Source organism: Devosia sp. (assembly GCF_017307495.1).
In the GTDB taxonomy this organism is placed as follows: domain Bacteria; phylum Pseudomonadota; class Alphaproteobacteria; order Rhizobiales; family Devosiaceae; genus Devosia_A.
In genome coordinates this window covers 209,057-231,845 of record NZ_JAFKHE010000015.1, presented here as the reverse complement: position 1 = coordinate 231,845, position 22,789 = coordinate 209,057, and the positions used below count along the sequence as shown (strand labels likewise).

16 protein-coding genes are annotated in these 22,789 nt (G+C 66.1%); 5 read left to right on the top strand and 11 right to left on the bottom strand.

From position 1 onward, the window contains the following. Positions 1 to 19: 19 nt before the first annotated feature. Complete coding sequence (sseA, locus tag J0I99_RS07430; RefSeq protein ID WP_291396917.1) at positions 20 to 856, top strand: 3-mercaptopyruvate sulfurtransferase; 837 nt, start codon at positions 20 to 22, stop codon at positions 854 to 856. Here the strand turns inward: sseA and J0I99_RS07425 are convergent, their stop codons facing one another. From J0I99_RS07425 to chvE, 4 genes are all read right to left on the bottom strand, one after another. Continuing rightward, complete coding sequence (locus tag J0I99_RS07425) at positions 857 to 3,898, bottom strand: glycoside hydrolase family 38 C-terminal domain-containing protein (RefSeq protein WP_291396916.1); 3,042 nt, start codon at positions 3,896 to 3,898, stop codon at positions 857 to 859. It abuts the gene before it with no gap. 149 nt (positions 3,899 to 4,047) lie between these two features. After that, a complete protein-coding gene (mmsB, locus tag J0I99_RS07420) occupies positions 4,048 to 5,328 on the bottom strand; it encodes a multiple monosaccharide ABC transporter permease (protein ID WP_291396915.1) in 1,281 nt (426 codons plus the stop codon). Continuing rightward, positions 5,325 to 6,860: a multiple monosaccharide ABC transporter ATP-binding protein gene (mmsA, locus tag J0I99_RS07415; protein ID WP_291396914.1), complete on the bottom strand. Its 1,536-nt coding sequence runs from the start codon at positions 6,858 to 6,860 to the stop codon at positions 5,325 to 5,327. The genes mmsB and mmsA overlap by 4 nt, the downstream gene beginning before the upstream one ends. Before the next feature lie 124 nt (positions 6,861 to 6,984). After that, entirely contained in the window at positions 6,985 to 8,034 is a 1,050-nt protein-coding gene (gene chvE, locus J0I99_RS07410) for a multiple monosaccharide ABC transporter substrate-binding protein (RefSeq protein ID WP_291396912.1), read from the bottom strand. A gap of 384 nt (positions 8,035 to 8,418) precedes the next feature. Here chvE and J0I99_RS07405 point away from each other — a divergent pair, with 384 nt between their 5' ends. After that, positions 8,419 to 9,177, top strand: a complete 759-nt coding sequence (locus J0I99_RS07405) for a FadR/GntR family transcriptional regulator (RefSeq protein WP_291396911.1) — start codon at positions 8,419 to 8,421, stop codon at positions 9,175 to 9,177. On the opposite strand, the gene J0I99_RS07400 is transcribed toward J0I99_RS07405, so the two are convergent. The 6 genes from J0I99_RS07400 to J0I99_RS07375 all read right to left on the bottom strand — a co-directional run bounded on the left by J0I99_RS07400 (position 9,174) and on the right by J0I99_RS07375 (position 15,910). Further along, positions 9,174 to 10,601 (bottom strand): gamma-aminobutyraldehyde dehydrogenase, encoded by a 1,428-nt coding sequence (locus J0I99_RS07400; RefSeq protein ID WP_291396909.1) that lies wholly within the window; start codon positions 10,599 to 10,601, stop codon positions 9,174 to 9,176. The two genes, J0I99_RS07405 and J0I99_RS07400, sit on opposite strands and share 4 nt — an antisense overlap. A gap of 20 nt (positions 10,602 to 10,621) precedes the next feature. Further along, positions 10,622 to 11,434 carry an ABC transporter permease gene (locus tag J0I99_RS07395; protein WP_291396908.1) on the bottom strand — a complete coding sequence of 271 codons (813 nt, stop codon included), beginning with the start codon at positions 11,432 to 11,434 and terminating at the stop codon, positions 10,622 to 10,624. A 194-nt stretch (positions 11,435 to 11,628) separates the two neighbouring features. Continuing rightward, positions 11,629 to 12,585 carry an ABC transporter permease gene (locus tag J0I99_RS07390; protein WP_291396907.1) on the bottom strand — a complete coding sequence of 319 codons (957 nt, stop codon included), beginning with the start codon at positions 12,583 to 12,585 and terminating at the stop codon, positions 11,629 to 11,631. After that, on the bottom strand, positions 12,582 to 13,601 hold the full coding sequence (locus tag J0I99_RS07385) for an ABC transporter ATP-binding protein (RefSeq protein WP_291396906.1): 1,020 nt from the start codon (positions 13,599 to 13,601) through the stop codon (positions 12,582 to 12,584). The genes J0I99_RS07390 and J0I99_RS07385 overlap by 4 nt, the downstream gene beginning before the upstream one ends. Before the next feature lie 84 nt (positions 13,602 to 13,685). Further along, positions 13,686 to 14,837: an ABC transporter substrate-binding protein gene (locus J0I99_RS07380; RefSeq protein ID WP_291391798.1), complete on the bottom strand. Its 1,152-nt coding sequence runs from the start codon at positions 14,835 to 14,837 to the stop codon at positions 13,686 to 13,688. Between the two features lie 143 nt (positions 14,838 to 14,980). Further along, the gene (locus tag J0I99_RS07375) at positions 14,981 to 15,910 is read right to left on the bottom strand and encodes a LysR substrate-binding domain-containing protein (protein ID WP_291391799.1); all 930 of its coding nucleotides are present in this window, start codon (positions 15,908 to 15,910) and stop codon (positions 14,981 to 14,983) included. Between the two features lie 155 nt (positions 15,911 to 16,065). Here J0I99_RS07375 and J0I99_RS07370 point away from each other — a divergent pair, with 155 nt between their 5' ends. After that, positions 16,066 to 16,332: a hypothetical protein gene (locus J0I99_RS07370; protein ID WP_291391800.1), complete on the top strand. Its 267-nt coding sequence runs from the start codon at positions 16,066 to 16,068 to the stop codon at positions 16,330 to 16,332. Here the strand turns inward: J0I99_RS07370 and J0I99_RS07365 are convergent. Further along, positions 16,329 to 16,853 (bottom strand): hypothetical protein, encoded by a 525-nt coding sequence (locus J0I99_RS07365; RefSeq protein ID WP_291391801.1) that lies wholly within the window; start codon positions 16,851 to 16,853, stop codon positions 16,329 to 16,331. The genes J0I99_RS07370 and J0I99_RS07365 overlap by 4 nt on opposite strands. A 99-nt stretch (positions 16,854 to 16,952) precedes the next feature. Here J0I99_RS07365 and J0I99_RS07360 point away from each other — a divergent pair, with 99 nt between their 5' ends. Then, the gene (locus tag J0I99_RS07360) at positions 16,953 to 20,300 is read left to right on the top strand and encodes a DUF2126 domain-containing protein (protein WP_291396904.1); all 3,348 of its coding nucleotides are present in this window, start codon (positions 16,953 to 16,955) and stop codon (positions 20,298 to 20,300) included. A gap of 77 nt (positions 20,301 to 20,377) precedes the next feature. Further along, a complete protein-coding gene (locus J0I99_RS07355; RefSeq protein ID WP_291396902.1) occupies positions 20,378 to 22,783 on the top strand; it encodes a circularly permuted type 2 ATP-grasp protein in 2,406 nt (801 codons plus the stop codon). Positions 22,784 to 22,789: the final 6 nt, after the last annotated feature.

The following is a 22,789-nucleotide window of genomic DNA, read 5'->3' as shown; positions in this document are numbered from 1 at the left end:
CGTCCGCAAAGAGGACCAAATGACCGACCCCTTCGTCTCCACCGCCTGGCTCGCCGACCACCTCGCCGACCCCACCGTGGCCATCGTCGACGGCAGCTGGTATCTGCCCGCCGCCCAGCGCGATCCGCGCGCCGAATATCTTGCGGGACACATCCCCGGCGCCGTCTGGTTCGACGTGGACAAATACGCCGACCTCACCACCACCCTGCCCCATATGCTCATGAATCCCAAGGACTTCGGCGCCCTGGCCGGTCGCCTGGGGATCAGCGAGAAGATGACCATCGTGGTCTATGACGGCATGGGCCTGTTCTCCGCCCCCCGTGTCCGCTGGACCTTCACCACCATGGGGGCCCGCGACGTCCGCATCCTTGCGGGCGGGCTGCCCAAGTGGCGCGCGGAAGGCCGCCCGGTGGAAGCCGGCGAAGCCACCCGCCCCGCCACCACCTTCACCGTCGACTACGACTCCACCGCGGTCGCCAACCTCAAGCAAATGCAGGACTTCTCCCGCAGTGGCACCCGCCAGGTCGCCGACGCGCGCCCTGCCGGCCGCTTCCGCGGCGAGGTCCCGGAGCCCCGTCCCGGGCTTAAATCCGGCCACATGCCCAATGCCTTGAGCGCACCCGCTGACACGTTGGTCGAGAATGGCCAGCTGAAGCCGGCCGAGACCTTGCGCGCCCAATTCGCCGCCGCCGGCATCGACCTGACCCGGCCCATCGCCACCACCTGCGGCTCCGGCGTCACCGCCGCAACGCTGAAGCTGGCCCTCGAACAGGCCGGCGCCAAGGACGTGATCCTCTACGACGGCGCCTGGGCCGAATGGGGCGGCCGGGACGATGTCGAGGTGGTGAAGGGCTGATCAGCCCTTTATCAGCCGCCAGCTCCGCACCTCGAACGGCCTGAGCTCGGCGCCTTCGCCGCGCTCCATCGGCTCCTCGAGGATGCTGAGCGGGCCTGAAACACTCCAGCCGTCCGGCGCCTTCACAGCGAAGTCGCCGCGCCGGCCCGACGGCTCATAGACGCGCAGAATCAAGCCGTTGCCGTCCTCGGCCGGCTTCAGTCCCGACAGCGCCGCCGGGATGCCTTCGACGCCGATTGGCTCGTAGCTCACTTTGGCCACTCCGCTCGCCGTTGAAGCGAACATCGGCTGGTTGAGGTCCTCGGCCTCTTCGCGCACCCGCCCCTCGTGCCAGTCGCCGGCATGCGGATAGAGCGCATAGGTGAAGCGCTGCCCGCCCTCGTCGGCCAGCGGATCAGGATAGACCGGCGAGCGCACGAGGCTGAGGCCGAGCACATTGCCCTTGGCCGAATGCCCGTACTTGGCGTCATTGAGCAGCGCCACGCCGAAGCCCGGCTCGCTCATGTCGAGGAAGCGGTGGCCCGGCACTTCGAACTGCGCCTGGTCCCACGAGGTGTTCTCGTGCGTGGTGCGACGGACCACCCCGTTGGCGTGCTCGAATGTCGCGTGCGTGGTGCGCACCGACACCGGCGTGATCGTGCGGAGCAAGCAGTGCCGGTCGTGCCAGTCGATCTCGGTCACGACGTCGAGCCGAACGCCGTTGGCCTCCAGCACGTAGGTCTGCGTCACGGTCGAGGCGCGGAAGCGTCGGACGACGCGCACGGCGGCACGCACCGCCGAGCTTTCCACCACCTTGATGCTCTCGGGCTGGTTCAGTTCGATTCCCTTGCGGGCGTAGTCCTCCTCGATGTCCCAGGCGTCCCAGTCGCGCGGCTTGTCGGCCGGATAGACCCAAAGCTGGTTGCCACGCCCGTCCAGCGCCTCGCGCCCGGTCGCCTTGTGAACGAGGCTCGTGACCGTGCCGTCAGCGCCGATCGTTGCGCGGATGTGCGCGTTCTCGAGGTGGGACTCGCTCACCGATAGCCCCGGAACCGGGTCGAGTTCGGAGCGCAGGAACACCTTGATGCCGAGCGGCGCCATGACGTCGTGCGTCGAAAAGCAGGTCCCGTCCGACAACAGCGCGCGCACCGGCCGGCGGCTCAGCGACGGGTTAACCACGATGACGGCGTCCGCCACGTCACCATCCGGAATGAGGTTGACGATGGCGCCCATCGCCATCTGCTGGCGGGCCACGGCACGGCCAATGGCGTCGTTGAGCTCGCGCTCGGCGTCCTCGTAGACCTCTGCGATGGAGGAGCCGGGAAGGATGTCGTGGAACTCGTTCTTCAGGACCACGCGCCAGATATGCTCAAGACTTTCCGGTTGCCCGCCCCCCAGCAGGGCCGCCAGCGAGGCCAGCGTCTCGGCGGTGATCAGAGCCCGCTCCGCCTGCCGGTGCGCCTTCTTGGTCGCGCTCTGCGTGGTCAGCGTTGCCCGATGAAGCTCAAGATAGATGTCGCCCTGCCAGACCGGCAGCTTCGTCGACTTGCCGGTCTCGTGCGCGCCGGCGAAGAAGTCCTCGACCCGGGCCCACCTCGCCCTCGGCAGGGCCGGGAAGTCGCGCAGCGCGATTTCGCGCTCGATGTATTCCGGCGTCACGCCGCCGCCGCCGTCGCCATAGCCGACCGCCAGCAACGATGTTGGATGCACAGTCTTCTGCTTGAAGTTCGTCCACGTCTTGACGATCGACAGCGGGTTTACCGCCCCGTTGTAGCCGTGCCAGGGGTTGTTGAACGTATGCGCGAGGACGCGAGAGCCATCGATGCCCTCCCACCAGAACAGGTCCGCCGGGATGGTGTTGGTGTCGTTCCAGTTCACCTTGATGGTGAAGAACGAGTCGATACCGCCTTGTTTCAACAGCTGCGGCAAGCCGCCCGAGAAACCGAAGCAGTCGGGCAGCCAGCACACACGATGGCGCACGCCGAACTTCTGCTCGAAATAGCGCTGCCCGTAGAGGATCTGGCGGGCCAGGCTCTCGCCGGTCGGCATGTTGGTGTCCGGCTCGACCCACATGCCGCCCAAGGTCTCCCAGCCGCCGGCAGCGATCTTGGCCTTGATGCGGGCGAACAGCTCCGGATCGTCTTCCTCGATCTGCGCGTAGTACTGCGCCGTCGACTGGTTGAAGCGGAAGCCGGAGGCCGACAGATATGCGTTGCTCCCCTCCATCAGCGCCACGGCGGTGGAGAAGGTGCGGCGCATCTTGCGGCGCGTCTCCGAGTACGGCCAGAGCCAGGCGAGGTCGATATGGGCATGGCCGGTGAGCGCGATCTCGCCCTGCTGCGGGAAGCGCTGCTGCAGCTCCTGCAGCCGCCTGACCAGTTGCTGGTCGGCCGCCACGACGCTGACGCGCTGCTCCTCGCTCAGACCCGCCGGATTGTCCTTGAGCGCCGGCAGCTGCCAGATCCGCTGCTGGCCCGGTTCCGGGGCGAACCGCGCGACATAGTCCTGGGTACCCGAGGGCCAATCGAGTGCGTAGAAGGCTTCCTCTGCCGCCGTAATCAGATGCGGCACCACCTCGTGCGTCTCGAGCTGGTCGCACAACTCGAACACCAGTTGCAGGCGCAGGCGCAACGCCTGCACCGCAGTATCGAGCCAGTAGAGCCTCGCCCCCTTGAGATGCGGATCGCGCACCGGCTCGCCGAACGGCAGCCTGGCAACCGCCTCGGCCTCGACGCGGAACTCGTGCGCCCGCACGGGGAAATCCTTGTGATAGGGGTCATTGCCGAACGGCACGCTCTGGTCCGCATAGACCAGCGTCGCCAGGGCCTCACCGCCCAGGTCGAGGAACAGTCGGGTCTCGGCAATCGGCCAGTGCGACGGCACACTCACCGATGCCTCGAACTTCTGCACGCCTTCCCGGTTCGGCCACGCGGCCCCCAGTTCGACCGGCGCCCCGTTCAACAGCCAGCCGCCGACTGCCAGCGTCTCGCGCTCGCGCCAGTACCCAAGCTCGTCCAGCCGTACCTTGACCCGATCCAGCCGCTGCGCGATCGACAATGCCATGCCTGTTCCACCCCTGGTCACGCCCGAAAACCGGTGCGGACGAAATCACAAGTGGGGCGGGGCCGCTAGGGGCACCGGCGAACGAAAGAGCCCGGATTCCACCGAGATGGAATCCGGGCTCGCGGGCAACGGGAGAGGCGCGAGGCGCCTCAGCCCTTGTTCTTGTTGTAGAGATCGAAGAACACGGCCGCGAGCAGCACCACGCCCTTGATCATCTGCTGCAGGTCGATGTTGATGCCCATGATCGACATGCCGTTGTTCATCACGCCCATGATGAACGCACCGATCACCGCACCGGCGACCTGGCCGACACCACCCAACGCCGAGGCGCCGCCGATGAACACGGCCGCGATCACGTCAAGTTCGAGGCCCTGCCCAGCCTTCGGCGTCGCCGAGTTCAGGCGGGCCGCGTAGATCATGCCGGCAAGCGCTGCCAGCGCACCCATGATGGCAAAGATGTAGAAGGTCAGTCGCTCCGTCTTGATGCCCGAGAGCGCCGCCGCCTTGAGATTCCCGCCCATCGCATAGATGCGGCGGCCGAAAGTCAGTCGCTTGGTGAGGAAGACGAAGCCGGCGATGAGCACGCCCATCACCACCAGGACGTTCGGCAGGCCCTTGTACGAGGCCAGCATGTAGGTGAAGAACAGCACGAGCGCGGCGATGACCACGTTCTTGGCCACGAACAGCGCGAAGGGCTCGCTCTCATAGCCGCGGCCCTTGCGACGCGCGCGACCCCACACCGCTGCGAGGACCATCGCGGCGACCGCGACGACGCCAATCAGCACCGTCGCGCCATGCAGCACCAGCGGCTGTACTCCCTGGCTGGCCGGGATCAGCGTGATCGGGCCGACGAAATCCGGGATGAAACCGGCGGACAACAGCTGGAACTCGGCCGGGAACGGACCGACCGACTGGCCGGCGAGAATGGAGAGCGAGAGGCCCTTGAAGATCAGCATGCCGGCCAGGGTCACGATGAAGGCCGGGATGCGGTAGTAGGCGATGAGCCACCCCTGCACCGCTCCGATGATCGCACCGACAAGCAGGCAGATGAGGCCTGCAACGATCGGATTGGCGAGGAACGCCAGCTCGGGCGGGAACTTCCAGCCGACCATCAGCATGGCCGCAAGGGCGCCGATGAAGCCTGACACGGCGCCGACGCTGAGGTCGATGTGGCCCGCAACGATCACCAGCAGCATGCCCAGCGCCATCACGATGATATAGCTGTTCTGCAGCACAATGTTGGTCAGGTTCAGCGGCTTGAACAGCACCCCGCCAGTGGTCCACTGGAAGAACAGCATGATGAGGATGAGGACGAGCAGCAGGCCATAGTCGCGGAGATTGGCCTGCAGGGCGCCCCAGATGGTCAGCTGCTGGCGCGCGCCGGTTTCTGCCGGGATCGTCGCAGACTGGGGAGCGGTTTCGGTCGTCATGATGCTGCTTTCCCTTCGGCGCGCACGATGGCGCGCATGATCTTTTCCTGGCTCGCCTCCGCCGTCGGCATTTCCCCAACGATGCGGCCCTCGTTCATCACGTAGATGCGGTCGGTAATGCCGAGCAGCTCCGGCATCTCGGACGAGATGACGACTATGGCTTTGCCCTGCCCGGCGAGCTGGTTGATGATGCTGTAGATTTCGTACTTGGCCCCGACATCGATGCCGCGCGTCGGCTCATCGAGGATCAGCACTTCCGGATTGGCGAACAGCCACTTGGAAAGCACCACCTTCTGCTGGTTGCCGCCCGACAGGTTGCCCGTTGCCTGGTAGACGCTCGAAGACCGGATGTTGGTCTTCCTGCGATAGTCGTTGGCCACGTCCAGCTCGTGGAGGTCGTCGATGACGCCCCAGCGCGACACGCCCACCAGGTTGGCCAGCGTCGTGTTGTGCTTGATGTGGTCGATGAGGTTGAGCCCATAGGTCTTGCGGTCCTCGGTAGCGTACGCGATGCCATGCGACACGGCCTTCTCGACGCTCGAGGTATCGACTTTCTTGCCGTGCAGCATCGCCTCGCCACTGACCCTGACGCCATAGGACTTGCCGAACAGGCTCATAGCGAACTCGGTGCGGCCCGAGCCCATCAGCCCAGCGATGCCGACCACTTCGCCCTTGCGGACGTTGAGGTCGATGCCCTTGATCACCTGCCTGTCGCGGTGCTGCGGATGGTAGACCGACCAGTTCTTCACTTCGAACACGATCCCGCCGACATCCGGGGTGCGTGGCGGATAGCGGTCGTCGAGCGATCGGCCGACCATCGAGGTGATGATCCGATCCTCGGTAATTTGGTCCTTGGTCAGCGTCTCGATCGTATGTCCGTCCCGGATGACGGTGATGCGGTCGGCGACCTTCGAGACCTCGTTGAGCTTGTGCGAGATCAGGATGCAGGAGATGCCCTGCGCCTTGAACCCAAGCAGCAGGCTGAGCAGCGCCTCGCTGTCCTTCTCCGACAGGCTCGCGGTCGGCTCGTCGAGGATGAGGAGCTTCACCTGCTTCGAAAGCGCCTTGGCGATCTCGACCAGTTGCTGCTTGCCGGTGCCGATGTTGGTGACGAGCGTATCGGGATCTTCCTTGAGCCCGACCTTCATCAACAGCGCCCGCGCGCCCTCGCGCGTCCGGTCCCAGTCGATGATGCCGACGTTCGACTGCTCGTTGCCCAGGTAGATGTTCTCGGCGATCGACAGGAGCGGCACTAGCGCCAGTTCCTGGTGGATGATGACGATGCCCTTGTGCTCGCTGTCGCGGATCGAGCGGAAGTGGCACTCCTCGCCGTTGTAGATGATCTGACCCTCGTAAGAGCCATGTGGATAGACGCCTGAAAGCACCTTCATCAGCGTCGACTTGCCGGCCCCGTTCTCGCCAACGATAGCGTGAATTTCGCCGGCCCTCACATCCAGATTGACGTTCTGGAGCGCCTTCACACCGGGGAAAGTCTTGGTGATGTTGCGCATCTCCAGGATGGTGTCGGTCATGGGCGGCCTTCTGCTTGGGTCCTGGTCGCCTGCGGCGCCACGGGACCCCTGGAATTTACTCGAGGGGATAGAATGCCGAAAGGGCCTCGCTGCATCAGCGAGGCCCCTCCGAAGGCGTTGGACCTTACTGCAGATCCGATTCCTTGATGTAGCCCGAGTCGACCACGAGCTGCTTGTAGTTGGTCGCGTCGACCTCGTACGGGGTCAGCAGGATCGAGGGAACGACCTTGACGCCGTTGTTGTAGGTCTTGGTGTCGAGCCCTTCCGGCGTGGCGCCCGTCAGGATCGTGTCGACGAGGTCGGCCGTGGTCTTGGCCAGCTCGCGGGTGTCCTTGTAGACGGTCGAGAACTGCTCGCCGGCGATGATCGCCTTGACCGACGGGACTTCGGCGTCCTGGCCAGTGACGATCGGCCACGGCTGGTCGGCCGAGCCGTAGCCAACGCCGCGAAGCGACGAAATGATGCCGCGGCTGAGGCCGTCATACGGGGCCAGCACGCCGTCGACGCGGCTGCCGTCCGAGTAGTTGGCGCTCAGGATGTTGTCCATGCGGGCCTGCGCCACGGCGCCGTCCCAACGGAGCGTACCAACCTTGTCCATGCCGGTCTGGCCGGACTTGATCACGATGTCGCCCGAGTCGATCAGCGGCTGGATGACGCTCATCGCACCGTCGTAGAAGAAGAAGGCGTTGTTGTCGTCGGGCGAGCCGCCAAACAGTTCGACGTTCCACGGCTTCGTGTTCGGGAAGCGTTCCTTGAGGCCCTTCACGAGCGAATTGGCCTGCAGGACACCGACCTGGAAGTTGTCGAAGGTGGTGTAGTAGTCGACATTGGCGCTGTCACGGATCAGGCGGTCATAGGCGATGACCTTGATACCGGCATCCGCAGCCTGCTGCAGGACGGCCGAAAGCGTGGTGCCGTCGATCGAGGCAATCACCAGGGCCTTCACGCCCTTGGTCACCATGTTCTCGATCTGGGCGAGCTGGTTCGGGATGTCGTCCTCGGCATACTGCAGGTCGACGCTGTAGCCCTTGCCCTCAAGGGCGGCCTTCAGCGAGTCACCGTCCGAGATCCAACGGAGCGACGACTTGGTTGGCATTGCGATGCCGATGGCGCCCTTGTCCTGGGCAAACGCCTGGCCGGCGAGCGCAATGGCGCCAACCGTGACGGCGGTCATAAGAAGCTTCAAAGCTTTCACTGGTTTCCTCCCGGGTAAACCGTTGTGCTGTTGCCGCGGCCGGCCTGACGAACCGGCACGTGGGGAGGTTGTCGCCGGGAGGCTGGCGTGCGGAAGCGGCGCTCGGTGCCCGCTACTGCAGGTTCTGCCTCCCTGCCCACCCTTGACGGGCAGGCCGCACGTCCTCCAACGCGCGGCGCGGAACGTAGAGCAATCAGATATCTATGTAAAGATCGCCCAATTTCCGGCCCTGCGGCGCCACTGAGTGAACATTCTCGCTTGCCCCGAAACCTACCATACGAGTACCTTTTCAGGTGAGGAGCGCACGATCTCCGGTGATATCCCGGAGCGCCGCAAGAAAACATATCTGATAAGTGGGAGAGAATGGCCATCACCGAGGAGGGTGTCGACCGGACCGGGTCGACGGCGGCGGAGGCCGTCGCCAATCAGCTTGCGGACACGATTCTCCGGGACCTGGCACCCGGCCTGAGTATCCCCAGCGAGGCAGAACTGGCGGCCCGCTACCAGGTGAGCCGGCTGACTGTGCGCGAGGCGGTCAAGATGCTGGTCGGCCGTGGGCTGCTGCATCTCGGCCGGGGCCGCCGGGCGGTTGTGCGCGAGCCCGACAGCTCCGTCTTCGCAGGCATGCTTGTCTCGATCGTCCGCAACGATCCCAAGGGCCTGTTCGACCTGATCGAATTGCGCATGGCGATGGAGACCCTGTCGGCGGGCCTTGCCGCCAAGCGCGCCAGCCGGGCCGGCTTGCAGGCCGTCGACGGCGCCATGGAGGGAATGCGCCGCTTTGCCACCGACGCAGCCCGCGGCGACGCGGAGGCCGAAGCCCGCTTCCACGAGTCGGACCTGCAGTTCCACGAGGCGGTCGCCATGGCAAGCGGCAACCGCGTCATCGCGTTCATCTTCGAGGCGATGGCGCGGCCACTGCGGGAAAGTTTTGTGATGAGTCGCCGCGGTCAGACCCTGCGCGGTGCCGGCCGCGACGAGACACTATCGGCCCACCAAGCCATCCTCGACGCCATAAAGGCCGGCGACCAGCGCGCCGCCGTCGATGCGATGCGCGCCCACTTGAAGAGCACCGAACTCGATATCCGCTCGCATGTCGCAAGCGGCAACGCGCCGACCTAGCCGTGGTTGATCATGACGTGACGGACGGCAGTGTAGTCCTCGAGCGCATACATGGACATATCCTTGCCGTAACCCGACTGCTTCAGCCCACCGTGCGGCATCTCGTTGACCAGCATGAAGTGCGTGTTGATCCAGGTGCAGCCGTACTGCAGCCTTGCCGCAGTCTGCATGGCCTTGTTGACGTCCTGGGTCCAGACCGATGAAGCAAGGCCGTAATCACTGTCGTTGGCCCAGGCGATGGCATCCTCGGGGTCGGTGAAGCGGGTGATGGACACCACCGGCCCGAACACCTCGCGACGCACGATCTCGTCAGTCTGCAGGGCTCCGGCGATGACGGTCGGCTCATAGAAGAAGCCCTTGTCGCCGGCCGTATGGCCACCGGTCGCGATCTTGATGTGCGGCAGTTCGGAGGCGCGCTCGACGAAGCTCGCCACCCGGTCGCGCTGGCGCCTGGAGATGAGCGGCCCGATCTCGTTCTGCGTATCGTCCTGCTGGTTGAAGCGGATGGTCGACACAGCCGCGCTGAGGTCGGCCACCAGCTTGTCGTGGATTTTCGGACCGGCGTAGATGCGGCAGGCCGCCGTGCAGTCCTGGCCGGCATTGTAGTAGCCGAAGGCGCGCAACCCGTCGACCACGGCCTCGATGTCGGCGTCGTCGTAGACGATCACCGGCGCCTTGCCGCCGAGCTCGAGGTGGGTGCGCTTCACCGATTTCGCTGCTGCCTGCAGCACCTTCTTGCCGGTCGCCACGTCGCCGGTGATCGAGATCATGCTGACCCGGGGGTGGTTGATCAGCGCGTTGCCGACGCTGTCGCCTCGCCCCAGCACGACGTTCACCACGCCCTCCGGCAGGATGTCGGCCATGACCTTGGCGAGCTTCAGCGCCGTCAGCGGCGTTTGCTCGGAGGGTTTGAACACCACCGTATTGCCGCCCGCGATCGCCGGCGCGAGCTTCCACGCCATCATCATCAGCGGATAATTCCACGGCGCAATCGAGGCGACGATGCCGATCGGGTCGCGCCGGATCATCGAGGTATGGCCCGGCAGGTACTCGCCCGCGACCGTGGAGTGCATGTTGCGCACGGCGCCGGCAAAGAAGCGCCAGCAATCGACGATCGCCGGAATCTCGTCGTTCCTGACGGCATTGATCGGTTTGCCGCAGTTCAGCGCCTCGAGCGCGGCGAAGGCCTCCGCATCATCCTCGATGGCCTGCGCAATCCTGAGCAGATAGCCCGAGCGCTGGGCCGGCGTCGTTCGCGACCAGGTCGCGAACGCCGTGTCCGCCGCCGACACGGCGGCGTCGATCTGGGCCTGCGAGGCTTCGGGAATGGCCTTGATCAGCGCCCCGGTCCGGGGATCGAGCACCTGCTCCTCGGTCTCCGTCCCCGCCTCGAAGCGCGAACCGATCAGCATCTGTGTGTCCATTGGTCTCTCTCCCGAACGAGTTACTTGCCCATGCCGGCGACGGACTGCTCGCCGCCGCGGCTGAGATAGAAGGCTGCAAGGATCGGCAGCAGGGTGACGACCACCACAACCATGGCGACGACATTGGTCACCGGTCGCTGGCGCGGGCGGATCAGCTCTTCGAGCATCCACAGCGGCAGCGTCTGCTGCTGGCCGGCGGTGAAGGTGGTGACGATCACCTCGTCGAAACTGAGCGCGAAGGCGAGCATGCCCCCAGCGAGCAGCGCGGTCGCGATATTGGGCAGGATGATGTGGCGGAAGGTCTGGAGCTTGTCGGCGCCCAGGTCCATCGCCGCCTCGATCATCGACCCCGAGGTGCGGCGCAGGCGCGCGACGGCATTGTTGTAGACCACGACGATGCAGAAGGTGGCGTGGCCGAGGACAATCGTCCAGAACGAGAACGGGATCTCCATCAGGCTAAAGGCCGAGCGCAGCGCAATGCCGGTGATGATGCCCGGCAGCGCGATGGGCAGGATCACCAGCAGCGAGATGGTCTCGCGGCCGAAGAAGCGCGAGCCGGACACGGCCGCGGCGCAGAGCGTGCCCAGCACCAGCGCGATCGCGGTGGAGATCGTGGCCACCTGAACCGACAGCGTCAGCGCCTTCCACACGTCCGGTCGCTGCCAGGCCACGGCAAGCCACTCGAGGGTCAGCCCCGGCGGCGGCCACTGATAGGTCTTTTCCTCGGTGGAAAAGGCGTAGAGGAAGATGAGCGCCAGCGGCGCCAGCATGAAGACCAGCCCTGCCGCGGCGGCAAGCTTCAGCGGCCAGGAGGCGCGCGGAGTGTTACGCATAGCCGCACCCAAACAGCACGAGCACCTGGCCCCACCCTCTCCGAGCTTCGCTGGGGTCGCTGCGCGACCAAGCTGCGCTTGCCTCCCCCATCGCGGGGGACGTGGAGAGCGGTGATTGGGGCACCACAGCGACCACCAACTCGGTCGGCACCTCCCCCCTTGTGGGGGAGGCTAGGAGCCACGATGCCAATGGCCTAGAGCGCATCGAAGGCCCCCATGCGCTTGGCCATCCACAGGTAGAGCCCCATGATGATGATCGGCACCACGGTGAAGGCCGCCGCGAGCGGGATGTTGCCGGCCGTGCCCTGCTGCACATAGACCGCCTGCCCGATGAACAGCCGCGAGGTGCCGACGATCTGCGGGATGATGTAATCGCCCAGCGTCAGCGAGAAGGTGAAGATCGAGCCGGCGACGATGCCGGGCAGCGCCAGCGGGAAGATCACCTTCCAGAACGTTTGCATCGGGGTCGCGCCAAGATCGGAGGCCGCGTCGAGCAAGTTGGTCGGCACCCGCTCCACCGACGCCTGGATCGGCAGGATCATGTAGGGCAGCCAGATGTAGAGGAAGACGAGAAAGGTGCCGGTGAAGCTCACCGACAGCGAGTTGCCGCCGATGATCGGCAGCGACAGGTAGGCGTCGAGCAGCCAGGTCAGGTGCAACTGCTCGAACACCCAGTTGAGGATGCCTTCCTTGGCGAGGATCAGTTTCCAGGCATAGATCTTGACCAGGTAGCTGGCCCAGAGCGGCAGCATCACGCCCAGGTAGAACAGCGCCTTCCACTTGCCCCGCGCATAACGCGCCGCGACATAGGCGATGGGAAAGGCGACGATGGCGGATGCCAGGGTGACGATCGCCGCCATGCTGACCGTGCGCACGATGATGTCGAGGTTCTGGGCCTTGAACAGCTCGCCGTAGGTCTTCAGCGTGAACTCCTCGACGATGACGCCGGAGAAGTCGTCGAGCGAGTAGAAGCTCTGCAGCAAGAGCGCGATCAGCGAGCCGACATAGACGATGCCCAGCCACAGCAGCGCCGGCGCAACGAGAAGAAAGACCAGCAGCTTCGGACGGCGCCAGAAATAGTCCGACAGCGCGCCCAAGGTGCCGCGGCGGTTCGGCAGTATCGCGGAGGCGGTGAGGGCCTCGACGCTCATCCCTCTGCCTCCATCATGTGAACCGCATCCTTGCTGAACCCGAGAGTCACACGCTCGCCTTCGACAGGCGCATCTTCGGTCGAGGCCACGACGGCGTGCAGGAGCGTGCCGCCCAGGTCGATTCCCAGCCGTGTCGTGGCACCCAGGTAGGCGCGCGAGACCACGATCCCGGTGAGGTGTGGCTCACCATCGCCTTCGGCACGGGCGACATGGATCGCCTCAGGCCTGAGCGAGGCCCAGCGGCTCTCACCGAACATCGATTGCACGAAGGCCGGCGGCAGGACATTTGACGAGCCGACGAAGTCGGCGACGAAGCGCGAGTTGGGCCGACGGTAGATCTCCTCCGGGGTGCCGACCTGCATGAGCCGACCATGGTCGAAAACGGCGACGCGGTCGGCCATCGACAGCGCCTCGCCCTGGTCGTGCGTGACGAAGATGAAGGTGATGCCAAGCGTCTTCTGCAGGACTTTCAGTTCGTCCTGCATCTGCTCGCGCAGCTTCAGGTCGAGCGCTCCAAGCGGCTCGTCTAGCAACAGCACCTTGGGCTTGTTGACGGTGGCGCGGGCCAGGGCCACGCGCTGGCGCTGCCCACCGGAGAGCTGACCGGGCTTGCGCTCGCCATAGCCAGCGAGCTTTACCAGTTCCAGCGCCGCCTCGGCTTCACGCTGCCGGGTCATGCGGTCGACCTTGCGCAGCATCAGCGAAAACTCGACGTTCTCGCGTACATTCATGTGCGGGAACAGCGCGTAGTCCTGGAACACCGTATTGACGTTGCGCCGATAGGGCGGCACCCCCTCGACCGCGTCGCCGAAGACGCGGATGCTCCCCGACGTCGGCTGCTCGAACCCGGCGATGAGACGGAGGCAGGTGGTCTTGCCGGATCCCGAAGGCCCGAGCATGGCGAAGAACTCGCCCTCGCCCACTTCGAGGTCGATCCCATCCAGGGCTCGCACGGCGCCGAAGTGGCGCGAGACGGACTGGAGTGAAACGGCGGGGATGGAGGCCAATTTGCTCATTCCGAACTAGATGTCATCCCGGCCTTCGCCGGGATGACATGCTGTGGTTGTGCTGGGGTGAGGGACGCCCCCCACCTGACAGGGCTACTGCCCCATCACGCCGATGTAGTCCGACGCCCAGCGCGAGTACGGAACGCACTCGCCTTGCGCACATTGGGCGGTCGGCGTCTTCCAGAAGTGGATCTTGTCGAAGTTGTCGAAGCCGTTGGTGGCGCAGCCGGTGTCGGTCAGCAGTTCGTTGCCCTTGCACGCGGCGGGCACCACCGGCACCGAGCCAAACCAGGCGGCAACGTCGCCCTGCACCTTGGGCTGGATCGAGTGCTCCATCCACATGTAGGCGCAGTTGGGGTGCGCGGCCGTCGCCGACAGCATGGTCGTGTCGGCCCAGCCCGTCGCGCCTTCCTTCGGAATGGTCGAGGCGATCGGCTGGCCGTTGGCCTGCAGCGTATTTACCTGGTACGGCCACGACCCCGAGGCCACGACGCCTTCCGAAGTGAAGTCGTCGACCTGTACCGCGGCGTCGTGCCAGTAACGGCCGACGAGCGCGCGCTGCCCCTTCAGTAGCTCGATCGCCGCAGCGTACTGCGCCTCGTTGAGCTCATAGGGGTCCTTGATCCCAAGCTCGGGCTTGGCGGTCATCAGGTAGAGCGCAGCGTCAGCGATATAGATGGCGCCGTCATAGGCCTGGACGCGGCCCTCGTTCGACTTTCCGTCGGGCAGGTCCATCTTCTCGAACACGACGTTCCAGCTCTCGGGCGCAGTGGGGAACGTCTTGGTGTTGTACATGAGGACGTTCGGGCCCCACTGGTACGGCACGCCGTAATGTACGCCATCCACGGTGTGCCAGACGCCTTCCTTCAGCCTGTCGTCCAGGGTGTCCCAGCTCTTGATCAGCGAAATGTTGACCGGCGCCACCTTCTTGCCCGCGACGAGGCGGAGCGAAGCGTCGCCCGAGGCGGTGACGAGATCGAAGCCACCCTGATTCATCAGCGCCACCATCTCGTCCGAGGTCGCGGCCGTCTTCACGGTCACCTTGCAGCCGGAATCGGCCTCGAACTTGGTCACCCAGTCGTAGCCCGCATCGGACTCGCCGCGTTCGATATAGCCCGGCCAGGCGACGATCGAGACTTCGCCTTCGCCCGGGCCAATCGACTGCAGGGCTTCCTGCGCGGCGACCTGCCCGGCAAAGGCAAGAACCATGGTCAAGGCTGTAGTCGTCTTGAGGATGGATTTCATCGGTTTCTCCCTGTCGGGGCCGCGCTCCCAATGCGCATGAGGCCCTTGGCTCGAACCTTATCGGGCACATGAACATTCGCAAATGCATTCGACCGAGGGGAGATATCGGCAAATCCGATATCAGAATGTCACATCGACACGGCTCAGCGTTCTCCACCGGTCCGGGTCAGCGACAGATGCTGCTGTTGCGCGAGCCCGATGAAGTCCCGCGCCGCCCGCGTCAACTGGCTGCCGCGCCGCCACACCATCCCCACCTGCACCACCGGCAGCGCCCCGGACACATCGCGGCTCTCGATCCTGTCGCCTTCCAGCGACCAGGGCCGATAGACAAGATCGGGCAGCAGCGCGATCCCCGCCCCCGTGGCAACGAGGCTGCGCACCGCTTCGACCGAGCGGGTGCGGAAGGCGACATGCGGCCGCGCGCTGAAAGCCGCCAGCAGCTTGCCCGTGTTCTCCTCGGTCTCGTCCACGGTCAGCATGATCAGCGGCTCGGGGACGATGTCGGAAACGGAGATGATGTCGGCGCCGGCCAGCCGATGCCCCAGGGGTAGCCACAGCCGGTAGGGTGAGGTCTCGAAGATTTCCGCCTGCAGGGCAACCCGATCGCGGAGGTTGGAGATCACCATCACCGCCACGTCGAGTTCGCCGCCGATCAGCAGGTGCTCGAGGTAGTCGCCATTGTCCTCGATGGCCGTCACGCTGACGTGCGGATAGGCCCGCCGATAGCGGGCCAGGAGGTCGGACAGGACGTAGCCGGCAACCAGCGACGTGACTCCAAGATGCAGCGAGCCGCCCTGGGCCGGAGTCTCTTCCTGGTCCCCGAAGCTCCGCCGCGCGTCCGAGACGGAGGCGAGGATTCGGGTCGCGTGCCGGTAGAATTGGTGACCCTTGTGGGTGATGGTCAGCCCGCGGCGGTGGCGCTCGAACAGCGCGACGCCGAGGTCCGTCTCGAGGTCCTTGATCGCGTCGGTCACCGCGGACTGGCTGATCGATAGCGACTGCGCCGCGCCGGAAACGGTTCCCTCCTCCGCGACGGCGATGAAGTACTGCAACTGCCTCAGGGTGAAAGCCATGCGCGAACTAAAGCATCCGGATCGGCGATGCTCAACTGGAGTCGCTGGTCCCCCCCTTTTGGGGAGGGATCAAGCGTGGGGCGCCACACCCACCGGCCCTTGTCCTCTTGCCCCTGCTGTAGTTCGCGCTATGAACAGCGGCGAAGGAGCCTGCCATGTCGAGCCGCGCCAACACCCTCGCCGCCATTGAACGCCGCGTCCGCCGCATGGGCCGCCCTTTCGGCGTGAGCCTGCTCGTGGCGCAGAAGCGTAATCCCAAGATCGACGCGCATGGCGGCTACATGCTGCGCGACGACGACACCTTCGAGATCGTGTTCGGCAATGCCGGCTACGACTTCTCCGCGACGCTGGAGGAGGTGGAGGCCTTCCTCGAGGAATCGCGCACGGCGATGCACACGGATCGCAAGAAGAAGAAAGGCTAACGCAACTGAGCGATCACGTCCCTTAGCCAGCCTCGTACGCCGCGCGCCCAGCGAACCGTCGTCCGCCACGCCGAAGTCGCGGTCACCATGGCGATGGCCCGGTCGCGGATGCCGAACAGCCAGCCCAGCAGTTTCGCGAACCAGCCGATGCGCATCAACGGCTCGTAGGCGGCATGGAAGATGCGCTCGACCACCAGCAGCGACAGCGCGTGCGCAAACAGCAGGCCGATCGTGCCGGTGATGACGTGCCCGATCCCGACCCACCAGATGGCCGCGACCTTCACCGGCTCGATGATGATGAACGGCACGGCGAAGGCCACCAGCGCGACATAGGGCGGCAGCCGCCCGAGCCACTCCCCCAGGCGCTGGAACAGACGCAAACCCGTGAGCCAGGCGATCAGCGGCCGGAACAGCGGGAACAAAAGCTCGTCGAGGATCAGATAGGCCACGGCCGCGACGGCGACGACGAACCGCCCGACCGCCTTGATGGCCCGCATCAGCGGCGTCCGGTTCTGTTGCATGTGTGCATCCCCTGTGATCTCACGAGGCTAGCCGCCTCACGCAACTGTCGCTATCGTCCTTGCCGGGAAGCGCCTGTGCCTCAGTGAGTGACCGACCGCATGTCGATCAAAGCCGCGATCTATCACCTGACGCACTACAAGTACGACCGTCCGGTCGTCCTCCAGCCCCAGATCATCCGGTTGCAGCCGGCACCACAATCCAGGACCAAGGTGCTCAGCCACTCGCTGCGAGTGACCCCGGCCAAGCACTTTGTCAACCTGCAGCAGGATCCCTACGGCAACTACCTGAGCCGCCACGTCTTCCCGGACCCGGTGACCGAGCTCAAGATCGAGGTCGACCTCGTTGCCGACATGACGGTCTACAATCCCTTCGATTTCTTCGTCGAGGAACGGGCCGAAACCTGGCCCTTCGACTACCCCGAGGAACTGCGGGATGACCTTCTCGTCTACATGAAGCCAGAACCGGCCGGCCCGATGCTGCGCCAGTTCCTCGCCGGTATCGACCGGACGCCGCAGAACACGGTGACCTTCATCACCGGGCTCAACGCCGCGGTGCAGCAGCGGATCGGCTACATCGTACGGCTCGAAACCGGCGTGTTCGAGCCCGAGGAGACGCTGGCCCGGGCGCAGGGCTCATGCCGCGACTCGAGCTGGTTGCTGGTACAGGCCCTGCGGCACCTCGGCTTCGCCGCTCGGTTCGTATCGGGCTACCTGATCCAGTTGAAGCCCGATCTGGTCTCGCTCGACGGGCCGCCTGGGACGGACCATGACTTCACCGACCTGCACGCCTGGTGCGAAGTCTATCTTCCCGGCGCCGGCTGGGTCGGGCTCGATCCGACCTCCGGCCTCTTGACCGGCGAGAGCCACATCCCGCTCGCGGCGACGCCGCATTATCGTAATGCCGCGCCGATTTCGGGCTTTACCAGCTTTGCCAATGTCGAGTTCGCCTTCGACATGAAGGTGAGCCGCGTCGCCGAGCACCCGCGCATCACCATGCCGTTCTCGGACGACAGCTGGGACCGGCTCAACGCACTCGGGCGCAAGGTCGACGGGGAACTGGTCAAGCACGACGTCCGGCTCACCATGGGCGGCGAGCCGACCTTTGTTTCCATTGATGATTTCGAGGCCGGCGAGTGGAACGCCGAGGCCGTTGGCCCGACCAAGCGCGCGCTTGCCGATGATCTCATCCGGCGCCTGCGCGAGCGTTTCGCGCCGGGCGGACTGCTGCACTACGGCCAGGGCAAGTGGTATCCGGGCGAAAGCCTGCCGCGCTGGACCTTCTCGCTGTACTGGCGCCGCGACGGAAAACCGGTCTGGACCGACCCGGAGCTCGTGGCCCGGGAAGGGCAAAAGTCTACAGCAAGTGCAGACGACGCAGCCAAACTTCTGGTGGAAATTGCCACCCGGCTCGGTCTCGAGGGCGACACCGTCGCGCCGGCCTTCGAGGACCCGGGCGAATGGCTGCTCAAGGAGGGCAACCTTCCGGCCAACGTCGACCCGACCAACAGCGAGTTGAAGGACCCCGAGGCGCGGGCGCGCATGGCGGCCGTGTTCGAGCGCGGGCTGACCAACCCGACCGGCTACGTGCTGCCGGTGCAGCGCTGGAACGCCCTGCCCTCGCGCACGAGATGGGTGTCGGAGCAATGGCGGACGCGCCGGGGCAAGCTGTTCCTCGTACCCGGCGACGCACCGGTCGGCTACCGCCTGCCGCTCGGTTCGCTCAAGCATCTTGAGCCGAGCGCCTATCCGCACGTCGTGCCGCGCGATCCCCTGATCGCACTGGCCGACCTGCCGGAGGTCGAGGAACTGCTGCGCCACAAGGTCGAGGTGCGCGTCGGCCACCATGCCCAGCCTTCAACCTTCACGCCTGACCTGACCGAGAACCAGCAGATCAACGAGCAGGTGCTCGACGAGATCGACGGGGCGGTGCGCACCGCGATTTCGGTGGAACTGCGCGAAGGCCGGCTGTGCGTGTTCCTGCCGCCCGTCTCGACGGTCGAGGACTATCTGGAGCTGATCGCCGCCTCCGAGCAGGCGGCAAGGAGCATCGGCCAGCCCATTCACGTCGAGGGCTATGCGCCGCCCTATGACCCGCGCCTCAACGTGATCCGCGTCGCGCCCGACCCCGGCGTCATCGAGGTCAACATCCACCCGGCCGCGAGCTGGGAGGAGTGCGTGGCGACCACCACCGCCGTCTACGAAGAGGCGCGGCTGTCGCGACTCGGGGCCGACAAGTTCATGATCGACGGCCGTCACACCGGCACGGGCGGCGGCAACCATGTCGTAGTGGGCGGCGCCACGCCGTCGGACTCGCCCTTCCTGCGCCGGCCGGACCTGCTCAAGAGCCTGGTCCTCCACTGGCAGCAGCACCCGTCGCTGAGCTACCTGTTCTCGGGCCTGTTCATCGGCCCGACCTCGCAGGCGCCGCGCATCGACGAGGCGCGCCACGACAGCCTGTACGAACTCGAGATCGCCATGCAGCAGGTGCCGGCGCCGGACGAGGGTCCCGCTCCCCTGCCCTGGCTGGTCGACCGGCTGTTCCGCAACCTGCTCGTCGACGTCACCGGCAACACGCACCGCTCGGAAATCTGCATCGACAAGCTCTATTCTCCCGACGGCCCGACCGGGCGGCTCGGACTGGTCGAGTTCCGCGGCTTCGAGATGCCCCCTAACGCGCGCATGAACCTTGCCCAGCAACTGCTGGTACGGGCGCTGATCGCGCGGTTCTGGACATCGCCCAAGCAGGGCAGGCTCGTCCGCTGGGGCACCACGCTGCACGACCGGTTCATGCTGCCGCACTTCGTCTGGGCCGATTTCCTCGACGTGCTGGCCGATCTTCGCGACCATGGCTTCGACCTCGATCCGGAGTGGTTCGCCGCCCAACTCGAGTTCCGCTTCCCGTTCTGCGGGGAAGTCGAGGTCGAGGGCATGAAGCTGACGCTCAACCAGGCGCTCGAACCCTGGCACGTCATGGGCGAGCAGGGCGCCATCGGCGGCACGGTACGCTTCGTTGATTCATCGGTTGAACGCCTTCAAGTGAAGCTTGAAGGCGTGAACCCCGGCCGCTACCGCGTGACCTGCAACGGTCGCGAGGTGCCGCTCACCGCTACCGGTGCCGCCGGCGTCGCCGTGGCCGGCGTGCGCTTCAAGGCCTGGCAGCCCGCCTCGGGCATGCATCCCGCCCTGCCGGTGAATGCGCCCCTGCATTTCGACATCTACGACACCTGGTCGGGCCGCGCGATCGGCGGCTGCACCTACCACACCGCGCATCCGGGCGGCCGCAACTACGACACCTTCCCGGTCAACGGCAACGAAGCAGAGGCACGGCGGCTGGCCCGCTTCGTGCCGAACGGGCACAGGCCCGGAGGCTACGTGCCGCCAACCGAGGCAAGATCGGCGGAATTTCCGCTGACGCTCGACCTGCGCGTTCCCGTCCACGCGCCATGACGGTTCGCGCCGGCATTTTGACCCAGCAGTCGAAATCCCCTTGCGATTCCGGCCGCTTTCGCTAGCGCTATTGCTCCATGAGCACTCGGAATGAACGGCAGGCGGCAAGGCATGGGGCCCATGGGCTCATTGCCGACTACAAGCCCCTGCCCGGCGTTCCCGACGAGATGCTCGCCCCCGATGGACGACTGCGGCCCGCGTGGTCGCAACTGATCGGGGCACTCGACGACCTCGGCCCGACCGAACTGGCGGGACGCTTCGAACGGGCCGACCAGTACCTGCGCGATGCCGGGGTCTATTACCGCAAGTACGACGGCGCCGCCGGCAAGGAGCGCGGCTGGCCGCTGGCGCACGTGCCGCTGATCCTCGACGAGGCGGAGTGGCGCACGATCACGCGCGGCCTGACCCAGCGTGCCGAACTGCTGGAGACGATCGTTGCCGACATCTATGGCGACAACCAGCTTGTGCAGCGCGGCCTGCTGCCGCCCGAGCTGATCGCGCGCAACGCCGAGTTCCTGCGCCCGATGGTCGGTATCGAGCCGGCGAGCGGGCATTACCTGCACTTTTGCGCCTTCGAGCTCGGCCGCGGGCCGAATGGCGGCTGGTGGGTGCTGGGCGACCGCACCCAGGCGCCCTCCGGCGCCGGCTTCGCGCTCGAGAACCGGGTGGCGACGACGCGCGCGCTGTCCGACATCTACGGCAGGATGCATGTGCATCGCCTCGCCGGCTTCTTCAGGGGTTTTCGCGACGCCTTGAACGGCATTGCCGAGTCCCGTGACGGCGGGGTCGGCATCCTCACGCCCGGCCAGCACAACGAGACCTATTTCGAGCACGCCTACATCGCCCGCTACCTGGGCTTCGCGCTGCTCGAGGGCGAGGACCTGGTCGTCGACGACGGCCAGGTGATGGTGCGCACGGTGTCCGGGTTGAAGCCGGTCAGCGTGCTCTGGCGCCGCATGGATGCGAGCTTCGCCGACCCGCTGGAACTGCGCTACGACAGCCGGATCGGGACGCCGGGACTCACCGACGCAATTCGGCAGGGCTCGATCTCGATGGTCAACGCCCTGGGCTCGGGCATCCTCGAGACGCGCGCCTTCGCGGCGTTCATGCCCAATCTGTGCCGCACCCTGACCGGCAGCGAGCTGGAGCTGCCAACCATTGCCACCTGGTGGTGCGGCGGTGCCGCCGAACGGCGGCACGTCATCGACAATTTCGATACCATGATGGTGGGATCGGCCTTCGCCACCGGCCTTGCCATCGAGGACACGGAGACCGTTGTCGGCGGCGGCCTGCCCCCGCACCAGCGCCAGGCCCTGCTCGACCGCCTCGAGGCCGAGGGCGGAGCGTTCGTCGGCCAGGAACAGGTGCACCTGTCGACCACCCCGCTCCATGTCGGTGGCCGGCTCGAGCCCCGCCCGATGACCTTGCGCGTCTATGCGGCGCGCACGCGCGATGGCTGGACGATCATGCCCGGAGGTTTCGCCCGCATCGGCTCGACGCCCGATTCGTCCGCCATCGCCATGCAGCGCGGCGGCCAGGCCGCCGACGTCTGGGTGGTTAGCGACCAGCCGGTCGAGCACGTCACGCTGCTGCCCGGCGAGGGCGAGGAGCTGGTACGCGTCTCGGCCGGAAGCCTGCCCAGCCGTGCCGCCGACAACCTGATCTGGCTCGGACGCTACGCCGAACGCTGCGAGGCGACCGTGCGAATCCTGCGCGCGTACAACGCCCGCCTCGCCGAGAGCTCCAATCCGGACCTGCCCATCCTCAAGGATACGCGCACCTATCTCGACGGGCTGGGCGTCGACGCCTCGACGCCGCTGCCGACCGGGCTGCTCGCGGCCATCGACAGCGCGGTCAACAGCGCCGGCCAGATCCGCGACCGCTTCTCGCCCGATGGATGGCTGGCGCTGGCCGACCTGCGCAAGACCGCGCGCACCTTCGCCCACAAGGTGGAGGCCGGCGACGACGCCACCCGCGCCATGACCGTGCTGCTGCGCAAGCTTGCCGGCTTCTCGGGCCTCGTGCACGAGAACATGTACCGCTTCGCCGGCTGGCGCTTCCTCGAAATCGGGCGCCGGCTCGAACGCGGTATCCAGATTTCCGGCGCCGTCGCCTGGCTGACGCGCAAGAACGCACCCGAGGGCGCGCTCGACCTGCTGCTCGAGATCGGCGACAGCGTGATGACGCACCGCCGGCGCTACGCGGTGAGCGCTGGCGTCAACTCCTATATCGACCTGCTGGTCCTCGACCCGCTCAATCCCCGCTCGGTGCGCTTCCAGATCGCGGAGTTGTATCAGCAGCTCGAGCGTCTGCCCGGCGGCATCGAGGGCGGTCACCTGTCGATCGCGGCCAAGGCCGCGCTGTCGCTCGACACCGAACTGCGCGTCAGTGAGCCTGCGGCGATGACGACCCCCCACCTCAACCGGCTCGGCCTCGACATCGGCAATCTCGCCGGTCTCATTGCCGACGCCTATTTCGTCTGAGGGAGG

What these genes read in the sequence shown, in the direction of transcription:
- J0I99_RS07385 (WP_291396906.1), bottom strand. Translation starts at nt 13,601, where the DNA reads ATGAGCAAATTGGCCTCCATCCCCGCCGTTTCACTCCAGTCCGTCTCG.
- J0I99_RS07375 (WP_291391799.1), bottom strand. Translation starts at nt 15,910, where the DNA reads ATGGCTTTCACCCTGAGGCAGTTGCAGTACTTCATCGCCGTCGCGGAG.
- J0I99_RS07365 (WP_291391801.1), bottom strand. Translation starts at nt 16,853, where the DNA reads ATGCAACAGAACCGGACGCCGCTGATGCGGGCCATCAAGGCGGTCGGG.
- J0I99_RS07370 (WP_291391800.1), top strand. Translation starts at nt 16,066, where the DNA reads ATGTCGAGCCGCGCCAACACCCTCGCCGCCATTGAACGCCGCGTCCGC.
- J0I99_RS07380 (WP_291391798.1), bottom strand. Translation starts at nt 14,837, where the DNA reads ATGAAATCCATCCTCAAGACGACTACAGCCTTGACCATGGTTCTTGCC.
- J0I99_RS07390 (WP_291396907.1), bottom strand. Translation starts at nt 12,585, where the DNA reads ATGAGCGTCGAGGCCCTCACCGCCTCCGCGATACTGCCGAACCGCCGC.
- J0I99_RS07395 (WP_291396908.1), bottom strand. Translation starts at nt 11,434, where the DNA reads ATGCGTAACACTCCGCGCGCCTCCTGGCCGCTGAAGCTTGCCGCCGCG.
- J0I99_RS07405 (WP_291396911.1), top strand. Translation starts at nt 8,419, where the DNA reads ATGGCCATCACCGAGGAGGGTGTCGACCGGACCGGGTCGACGGCGGCG.
- J0I99_RS07360 (WP_291396904.1), top strand. Translation starts at nt 16,953, where the DNA reads ATGTCGATCAAAGCCGCGATCTATCACCTGACGCACTACAAGTACGAC.
- chvE (WP_291396912.1), bottom strand. Translation starts at nt 8,034, where the DNA reads ATGACCGCCGTCACGGTTGGCGCCATTGCGCTCGCCGGCCAGGCGTTT.
- J0I99_RS07355 (WP_291396902.1), top strand. Translation starts at nt 20,378, where the DNA reads ATGAGCACTCGGAATGAACGGCAGGCGGCAAGGCATGGGGCCCATGGG.
- J0I99_RS07425 (WP_291396916.1), bottom strand. Translation starts at nt 3,898, where the DNA reads ATGGCATTGTCGATCGCGCAGCGGCTGGATCGGGTCAAGGTACGGCTG.
- J0I99_RS07400 (WP_291396909.1), bottom strand. Translation starts at nt 10,601, where the DNA reads ATGGACACACAGATGCTGATCGGTTCGCGCTTCGAGGCGGGGACGGAG.
- mmsA (WP_291396914.1), bottom strand. Translation starts at nt 6,860, where the DNA reads ATGACCGACACCATCCTGGAGATGCGCAACATCACCAAGACTTTCCCC.
- sseA (WP_291396917.1), top strand. Translation starts at nt 20, where the DNA reads ATGACCGACCCCTTCGTCTCCACCGCCTGGCTCGCCGACCACCTCGCC.
- mmsB (WP_291396915.1), bottom strand. Translation starts at nt 5,328, where the DNA reads ATGACGACCGAAACCGCTCCCCAGTCTGCGACGATCCCGGCAGAAACC.